The sequence below is a fragment of the Cobetia sp. genome (assembly GCF_983723665.1).
Map to the genome: position 1 here is coordinate 1 of NZ_CFDJES010000094.1, position 6,286 is coordinate 6,286.

The 6,286-nt window shown below is 64.6% G+C and carries 5 protein-coding genes; 1 reads left to right on the top strand and 4 read right to left on the bottom strand.

The genetic code is table 11. From position 1 onward, the window contains the following. Positions 1-112 precede the first annotated feature (112 nt). From AC4FAH_RS10200 to bufA2, 4 genes are all read right to left on the bottom strand, one after another. Complete coding sequence (locus AC4FAH_RS10200; protein ID WP_286988436.1) at positions 113-943, bottom strand: pseudouridine synthase; 831 nt, start codon at positions 941-943, stop codon at positions 113-115. Between the two features lie 239 nt (positions 944-1,182). Beyond that, the gene (locus AC4FAH_RS10205; protein ID WP_287020629.1) at positions 1,183-2,019 is read right to left on the bottom strand and encodes an HvfC/BufC N-terminal domain-containing protein; all 837 of its coding nucleotides are present in this window, start codon (positions 2,017-2,019) and stop codon (positions 1,183-1,185) included. Further along, on the bottom strand, positions 2,016-2,990 hold the full coding sequence (bufB, locus tag AC4FAH_RS10210; RefSeq protein WP_286988421.1) for an MNIO family bufferin maturase: 975 nt from the start codon (positions 2,988-2,990) through the stop codon (positions 2,016-2,018). Before bufB ends, AC4FAH_RS10205 begins: the two co-directional genes overlap by 4 nt. Positions 2,991-3,209: 219 nt before the next feature. Further along, on the bottom strand, positions 3,210-3,476 hold the full coding sequence (bufA2, locus tag AC4FAH_RS10215; RefSeq protein WP_197738697.1) for a BufA2 family periplasmic bufferin-type metallophore: 267 nt from the start codon (positions 3,474-3,476) through the stop codon (positions 3,210-3,212). 269 nt (positions 3,477-3,745) lie between these two features. On the opposite strand from bufA2, the gene AC4FAH_RS10220 reads away from it, so the two are divergent. Then, positions 3,746-6,244, top strand: coding sequence for a fatty acid cis/trans isomerase (locus AC4FAH_RS10220; RefSeq protein ID WP_490245979.1), 2,499 nt, complete (start codon positions 3,746-3,748; stop codon positions 6,242-6,244). The last annotated feature ends 42 nt before the right edge of the window (positions 6,245-6,286 follow it).

Below are 6,286 nucleotides of genomic sequence, written 5' to 3' on the forward strand. Positions count from 1 at the left end.
TCAGAGCTCTGCTGTTCTGGGCTCATGTCGGTCGAGTCCGGGGTGTCGGAAGAGGTGGTCATGCGCAGCTCGCGAATCTCGGGGGAACGGGTGGCAGTCAGCAGGGACGCGCTCAGTCAGCCAGGTCGCCGGCGGGCGCATCGAGCCAGTGTCTGGTCGGGCGCTCTGTTAGATGTTCAGCGTAGCGTTCGGGCAGATGGCCCAGCCAGCCGAAGCGCTCCATCAGTGCCGCGTAGGCACCATCTGGCGGACACGACAGGCTCAGCCAGCCGCCCTCGGGATGGGGGAGCTCGAGCCCGACAGCCGTCAGCAGCAGGCGGGGGCATTCCAGTGTCGTGGCGAAGTAGCGATTGTAGTTGCCCTTGCCGTGCTTGGCGTCGCCGATGATCGGGTAGCCACGGCGTGACAGGTGACGGCGAATCTGATGGCGGCGGCCGGTCAGCGGACGGGCCTCGACCAGCGAGAAGCGCGACTGCGGATAGCGATCGATGGCGATGGGCAGCTCGACCTGTGCCAGGCGGCGCGTGTCGGTGATGGCTTCCTGCTCCGGCATCTCGGCCTTGGGCAGCTTGCCATCTTCCTTGCGCAAGCCGTAATCGAGGCGTTGCTGCTCGGGCGCGACACCACGCACTATCGCCAGATAGCGCTTGCTGACCTGCTGCTCCTCGAAGGCGGTGCTCAGCTTGCGCGCCGCCTGGGGCGAGAGGCCGAACACCATCAGCCCTGATGTCGGGCGATCGAGGCGATGCACGGGGAAGACATGCTGGCCGATCTGGTCGCGCAGGCGCTGAAGCAGAAACTCGGTCTCGTGCTTGTCGATGGGGCTGCGGTGCACCAGCAGGCCCGATGGCTTGTGAACCACCACCAGCACTTCATCCTGGAACAGGATGTCGAGTGGCGCGGCGGGTTCAGTCAGCTCAACCGGCTCGGCCGGCTCAGTCATCTCGGCAGACTTGGCCTCGAGAGGCGTTGGCGTGGCGTCCGCCATCGGCGCAGGTGTCTGAGGCGCCGTCGGCGCGTCGGAGTGCAGAGCATCAGGAGAAGAGGGCATGGGCATCACGGCAGCAGGAAGACGAAAGCCGACCATCGCAATGAGGGTCGGCGTGTATTGTCCGGCTTTCGCCGCTGGCTGTCATGTCCGGTGTGGCGTCGGGCGCGGATGCCTGATGACAGGGCCTGATGTCAGGGCCTGATCAGCAGGCCGGCGGCGAGCCACTGCACCAGCAGGTTGATCGCGACGCTCGGGGCTTGCTCTGCCCCCACCTGCGGCGTCAGCAGCTCCCCTAGCCGGCCGAAGCTCAGGCCCTCGGCACCGGCCGCGAGGATAGCGCCGAGAGCCAGGTCTTCCAGCGGCTCGAGGGAGCGATAGTGCACCTCGGGCGCGCCAGCGGTGGGCTGACGCCAGACGATCCAGGGCGTGGGCGTGTCGGACTCGACCGGTGCGCGTGGCGGCTCATCGTTGTCGATGGCCTTCCAGATGGTCGGCGTATCGAAGTGAAACGAGAAGCGCTTGAGGGACGGATGCGCTGCCAGGGCCAGCTCGGGCCACTCCTCGGGGGCCAGCGTCTGCAGGGCCTCGACACTCAGCGGGGCGCTGTCCACCACGTCCAGCGCCAGCCCCAATGCCCACTCGAAGGCGGCCATCTCGGTGACCAGGGAGCGCTCGGGTTCGCGCGCCGCGACGAAGGCCGGGAAATGCTGGCCGGCCCAGCGAATCGAATAATGACTCGGCGGGTGGGCCGCGAGGTAGTCACGACACAGCAGCCCGAAGGCGTCATCGCCGATCAGGGTGTGCACGGCCTCGAAATCCCCGCCGAAGACCTCGAAGAGTCGCAGACGATAGGCCATCGCGTAGATGTCGAGGCGCTCCTCGGCGCTGGCAAGCTGATCACTGATGACGGCCTCGGCCGCCGCACTGCGGGTGTCAGGGCTCGGCGTCGCGAGGTAGGCGCCCGTGGTCTCCTGCAGTTGCATCAGGGCGCTGCGATCAGCACCGCCTGCGGGGCTCGCTTGCGTCATGCGCGCAGCCCTCCGTGGTCTGGCGTCTGATTCGCGCGCGCGGCATCCGCCAGCGGACGACCACTGCGGCGGCGCAGCTCGGCGTACTCCTGCATCAACTCCGACCAGGGCGGGAAGTTGTCGTCACGCTCGATCATGGTGGCGACATCGCCGAAGCGCTCCCGCGCGGCGTCATACAGCGTCCACACGGCGTCCGGGACGGGCTGGTCATGGGTGTCGATGCACAGCTCGCCGCCGGAGACTTCCTGTCGGATATGCCCGGCCAGGTGGTGCTGCCAGACGCGCTCTGCCGGCATGGCGTCCAGATAGGTCAGCGGGTCGAAGCCATGGTTGTGGCTCGAGACGATGACGTTGTTCAGGTCGAGCAGGATCAGGCAGTCGGCGCGGCGGCTGACCTCGGCCAGAAACTCCCATTCGCTCATCTCGTCAGGACGCCAGGTCAGATAGCTGGAGACATTTTCCAGCAATAACTGACGGCCGAGCGCGTTCTGGACCTGATCGATGCGTTCGGCCAGATGGTCGATGGTGGCATCGGTATAGGGCAGCGGCAGTAGGTCGTGGAACTGATGCGCGCCGGTACGCGTCCAGCACAGGTGGTCGGAGACCCACAGCGGCTCGATGCGCTCGCACAAGGCGCGCAGCTCGCGCAGGTAACGGCTGTCGATGGGATGGCTGCCACCGATGGACAGCGAGACGCCATGCAGGGCGATGGGGTAGTGCTCGCGGACACGCTCGAGATGATGCAGTGGCTTGCCGCCGGCACTCAGTCCACCGGTACTCAGGCCTCCAGTACTCAGGCCACCGGATTCGCTGGCGCCGTGGCCCATGTAGTTCTCGCTGATGGCCTCGAACCAGTCGATGTCCGGCAGCGTCGTCAGAATCTCGTGATAGTACTCGGGGCGCAGGCCCAGCCCCTGACCGATACCGGCGCTGGCGGGCGTGGGCAGGCGAGCGGTGACAGCTGTCATCATGCGTGAGTCCTCTTCTGAGCTAAGGCAGAGGGTGCGGAAGATGGCGAGGCAGAGGGCGAGTCAGTAGAGCTGAAAGACACCCGCCAGGGATCCCGGACAGAAACAGAGCCAGAACCAGAGCTAGAGCCAGAATCAGGAACGGGAGGACGGTGTGCCGTCCTCCCGTCGGGAATTCGCCAGAGGCGCCTGCCAGGGCAGACGCCTCTGCGTGCCTGAGGATCAGCCCTCGACGACAGTACCACCTTCGCCGACACAGGATTCAGCGCTGGCAGTGTACGACCAGCCCTGGCCCTTGCAGGCGTTGTGGCCCTTGCAGGCGCTGTTGGCGGTCGCGCATTCGGAGGTGCCCTTGCAGGAGTTGATGCCGGAGCACTTCACGGCATTGTCACCCGCGTGCACCGGCAACGAGGTCAGGGCGGCAGTGGAGAACAGCGCGGCAGCAGCAGCGGCGAAGGTAGCGGCGGTAACGGTCTTCTTCATGGTCATGATGGCTTCCTATCGGGCAAGGCCCGTATTTTTTGAATTATGGATCAGGAACATCGTGGCACCCGCTTGCGTCAGACAGCTCGTTCAGGCGGGTCATGAAGTCATACGCCGTCAAAATAAAGTTGGATGCGGAAACGCCAAAAAAATCTGACATCATTGTTCACTATGCTTGGAAAGACAGTCTTGCCGAATTCGTGAGCCTGCTTATGGTACGCTTTCGCCATCATCTGCCCGATTGCCGATATCCCTTCCTCTTGCTGGAGTTCCCCATGCCGGACCTACTTCGACGCCTGTGGCGCATACCGCGCTGGCGCTGGAGCATCGTGCTCGTTCTACTGTTGGGGGGCTGCAGTGCCGTCGCGATTCATCAGCTCGATGAGCGTTTCGGCCCCGCGTCACCGCGTGAGCGGGTGGTGTCACACGACAGTCTTGCCGGGCGTCAGTGGGAGGATGAGGTCAAGCCGGTGATCGAGACGCGCTGCGTGGTCTGTCATGGCTGCTACGACGCTCCCTGTCAGCTCAAGATGTCATCGGCCGCCGGGATCGATCGCGGCATGAATCCGGCGCCGGTCTACGATGGCACGCGCTTGCTGGCGGCCAATCTGACGCGCATGTTCGAGGATGCGGACACCACCGAGCAGTGGCGCAACATGGACTTCTCGCCGGTGCTCAATGAGCGCTTCGACTCCCCGGCCGCCAATCTGGAGGGCAGTGTGCTGTTCCGTGCGCTCAGCCAGAAGCGCAAGGCGCCGCTGCCGGTGACGGAAGATGGCCTGCTGCCGGAAGACCGCTTCGACCTGTCGCTCAATCGCAGTCAGGTGTGTGCCCCCGTCGAGGGCTACGACAAGTTCGCCGAAGACCATCCTGACTGGGGCATGCCCTACGCCCTGCCTCAGGTCAGCGATGAAGAGCACCGCACGCTGGTGAACTGGCTGGCCAAGGGTGGCGCGATGACGGGCCCGGCACCGCTGCCCCAGGCGCTGATGCCGCACATCGAGCAGGCCGAGCGCTTCTTCAATGGCGACAGCCTCAAGCAGCGCCTGATGAATCGCTATATCTACGAGCATCTCTTCCTGAGCCATGTGTATTTCCCGGGCATCAAGGGCGCGGACGGACGGCCGATCTTCTTCAAGCTGGTGCGTTCCAGCACCCCGCCGGGCGAGCCGATCAAGCGCATCTCCACGCGCCGCCCCTACGATGCACCCTATGCCTCCTACACCGCCGATGAGCGCGCGAGCCTGCCCCACGATGACGCCGGGCGCCCGCGGGTCTATTACCGTCTGTGGCAGGAGCGCGCGACGATCCTGGCCAAGAATCATCTGCCCTATGCGCTCGATGATGCTCGCTTCAAGCGCTGGCAGGCGCTGTTCCTGACACCGGATTACCCGGTGGATGACCTGCCGGATTACGACCTCAAGACGGCCTCGAATCCTTTCCTGACCTTCGAGGCCATCCCGGCCGAGTCACGCTATCGCTTCATGCTGGATGAGTCGCAGAACACCATCATGGGCTTCATCAAGGGGCCGGTCTGTCGCGGGCAGGTCGCGGTGGATGTGATCAATGATCACTTCTGGGTCGGCTTCACTGACCCGAAGATGTTCAGCCACCCGGAAGTGGAACGCACCCTGGCCGAGGAAGGAAAGAATCTCAGCCTGCCCGCCGAGCAGAGCAGCAATGCGTTGCCGATCAGCTCCTGGGTCAAGTTCGAGAGCAAGCAGACCGCCTACCTCAAGGCCAAGCAGCGCCTGATGTCCCAGGCCTATCTCGATGGCGATCTGCGCCTGGATGAGCGAGTGCTGTGGGACGGCAGCGGCTGGGCTGAGGGCCCCGGCCAGGGGCGCAACCCCAACGCGGCCCTGACCATCTATCGTCACTTCGACAATGCGGCGGTGATGAAGGGGCTGGTCGGTGGCGTGCCCAAGACGGGCTGGATCATCGATTACCCGATGCTGGAGCGCATCCACTATCTGCTGGTCGCCGGCTTCGATGTCTATGGCAATCTCGGCCATCAGCTGGTCACCCGTCTGTACATGGACTTCCTGCGCATGGAAGGCGAGAACAACCTGCTGGTGCTGTTGCCGGCGGGCGAGCGCCAGGCGGTGCATGACAGCTGGTATCGCGACGTCAGCCCCGGCCTTGGCGAGCTGCTGTTCAAGAAGCCGCCGCAGTTCGATGCGCCCAGTGGCATCGTCTGGACACCGCAGGAGCTGTCATCCCCGAACCAGGCTCGCCTTGGTCTGATGCGGCGCATGCAGGAGCGCCTCGCACCGGAACTCGGCCATGAGCGCAGCCTGAGCAATGTCGAGGATGAGCATGTGCGACATGAGCTGCAGGCCCTCGCTGCGGTGCAGGGAGTCTCGGCCAGCCTGATGCCGGAGGTGACGATCGTCGCGCTGGAGGATGGCACTGATGACTCGCCGCGCCTTTACAGCGTGCTGCGCAATTCCGCCCACGCCAACATCACCAGTCTGTTCGATGAGGAGGAAAATCGCCGTCCTGAGGAAGACACTCTCGATGTCTTGCGGGGCGTGGCGGGCGATTACCCGAATGCCTTCTGGCGTTTGACGCCTGACACCCTGACGGGGCTGGCAGAGCGTGTGGCGGCACTCGAGACCGAAGAGGACTATCGCGCCCTGCAGGCCGATATCGGGGTGCGCCGGACTGATCCGCGCTTCTGGGAGTTCTCCGACAGCGTGCTGCGCACCAACTATGCTGATCGCCCTGTCGAAGCGGGCTTGCTGGACTATAACCGCCTCGAGAACCGCTGATCGCCAGCGAAGGCCGAGACAAGGCCTATTGTCATGACTGTC

Bases quoted from the DNA above. Each gene is read 5' to 3' on its own strand.
- AC4FAH_RS10200 (WP_286988436.1), bottom strand. From the start codon at position 943: ATGACTGAGCCGGCCGAGCCGGTTGAGCTGACTGAACCCGCCGCGCCA.
- AC4FAH_RS10205 (WP_287020629.1), bottom strand. From the start codon at position 2,019: ATGACGCAAGCGAGCCCCGCAGGCGGTGCTGATCGCAGCGCCCTGATG.
- bufB (WP_286988421.1), bottom strand. From the start codon at position 2,990: ATGATGACAGCTGTCACCGCTCGCCTGCCCACGCCCGCCAGCGCCGGT.
- bufA2 (WP_197738697.1), bottom strand. From the start codon at position 3,476: ATGACCATGAAGAAGACCGTTACCGCCGCTACCTTCGCCGCTGCTGCT.
- AC4FAH_RS10220 (WP_490245979.1), top strand. From the start codon at position 3,746: ATGCCGGACCTACTTCGACGCCTGTGGCGCATACCGCGCTGGCGCTGG.